Annotated in this window: 1 protein-coding gene and 1 pseudogene; one reads left to right on the top strand and one right to left on the bottom strand. The window is 34.6% G+C overall.

What is annotated here, in order from left to right; genetic code table 11:
- Positions 1-100: 100 nt before the first annotated feature.
- A complete protein-coding gene (locus BN338_RS10105; RefSeq protein ID WP_039762058.1) occupies positions 101-349 on the bottom strand; it encodes a zinc-finger domain-containing protein in 249 nt (82 codons plus the stop codon).
- Between the two features lie 324 nt (positions 350-673).
- On the opposite strand from BN338_RS10105, the pseudogene BN338_RS10100 reads away from it, so the two are divergent.
- Positions 674-1,213 (top strand): annotated as a pseudogene (locus BN338_RS10100) (RNA degradosome polyphosphate kinase); the annotation flags it as partial.

The raw sequence follows: 1,213 nt of genomic DNA, 5'->3' as shown, positions 1-1,213 counted from the left end.
ACCCGCAATCCCTCCTCCAACGATGATGGGTGATTGCTCCACAAATGATTTCATATCAAATAAGCAGAATTAAAAGAGTGGTAGAAAGTCCCAAAACGCATTATAGTGGCTCATCTGGATGATATAAACATCCTGTTGGGTTTGTTTGATTGTATGAGAGTGAGGGAACATAACGATAAAGAGTTGAGCAATAAGGGCAGATTTTCTCATCGGTGGCTCCCATGTCGATAAAGATATGAGGATGATCGAATGGTTGTGTAGCGCCGACGCACATAAACTCTTTCACACCAATTTCTATTGTTTTATATCCAAGATCATTTTGAAAATGGGGAATATGATGATCAGCCATAGTCTACAAACTCCAGAATAAATTATCTCATCAGTTGTGATGAGGCTCTTCTATTTTATAAGCGTGAGTTTGTAATAATGCTTATAATAATGCAAGATGCTTTTTAAGACAAAGTGCTCTTCTTTATGCTATATGAAGTAATCATCATGTTTTTAGCACTTTGCAGATGGAGTTTGTTTCTAAGTATTTTTTAATATTAAATGAAAATATGATAATAAAAATTAGACATTGATGCATTATGAAGATGATAACATATTATAGAATATTATGTGAGGTATTTCGTCAAGGATTTTAGAAAGTATAAAAGAAAATTAATGAGAATATATGGAACAGAGGGTGGCATATAAAGTTTCTATATCGGATATAACAATGAAAAATCCGGCACGGTTTATTAATCGAGAGTTTTCATGGTTACAATTTAATAATCGTGTGTTGATGGAAGTGGCTAATTCGAAACATCCTTTATTAGAACGGCTAGAATTTCTTTCGATTTCAGCAACGAATCTTGATGAGTTTGTTATGGTTCGTGTTGCAGGGTTAGCGGCTCAAATTCGTGCTCACGTTACAGCGTGTAGTGCAGATGGGCATACTCCACAGGAACAACTTGATATTGTGCTCGCTGAGATTTCACAGTTGCAGGCTCATCAACTACAGGAATTGAATGTTTTACGTGATGAATTAAAAAAGAATAATATTGAAATTATTGGTTCTGATGATCTTTCAGAAATTGAAAAATCATGGCTTGAAAAATATTTTCTTGATAAAATTTTTCCTGTTCTAAAACCTTTGCCTGTTGATTCTATGCATCCTTTTCCCTTTATCCCTAATTTAGGGCTTTCTCTTGCGCTGCAATTGTCTGAAAAG

Source organism: Bartonella queenslandensis AUST/NH15, assembly GCF_000312585.1.
Taxonomy (GTDB): Bacteria; Pseudomonadota; Alphaproteobacteria; order Rhizobiales; family Rhizobiaceae; genus Bartonella; species Bartonella queenslandensis_A.
The sequence above is the reverse complement of the archived record's forward strand: the minus strand, read 5'-3'. Positions and strand labels throughout refer to the sequence as shown.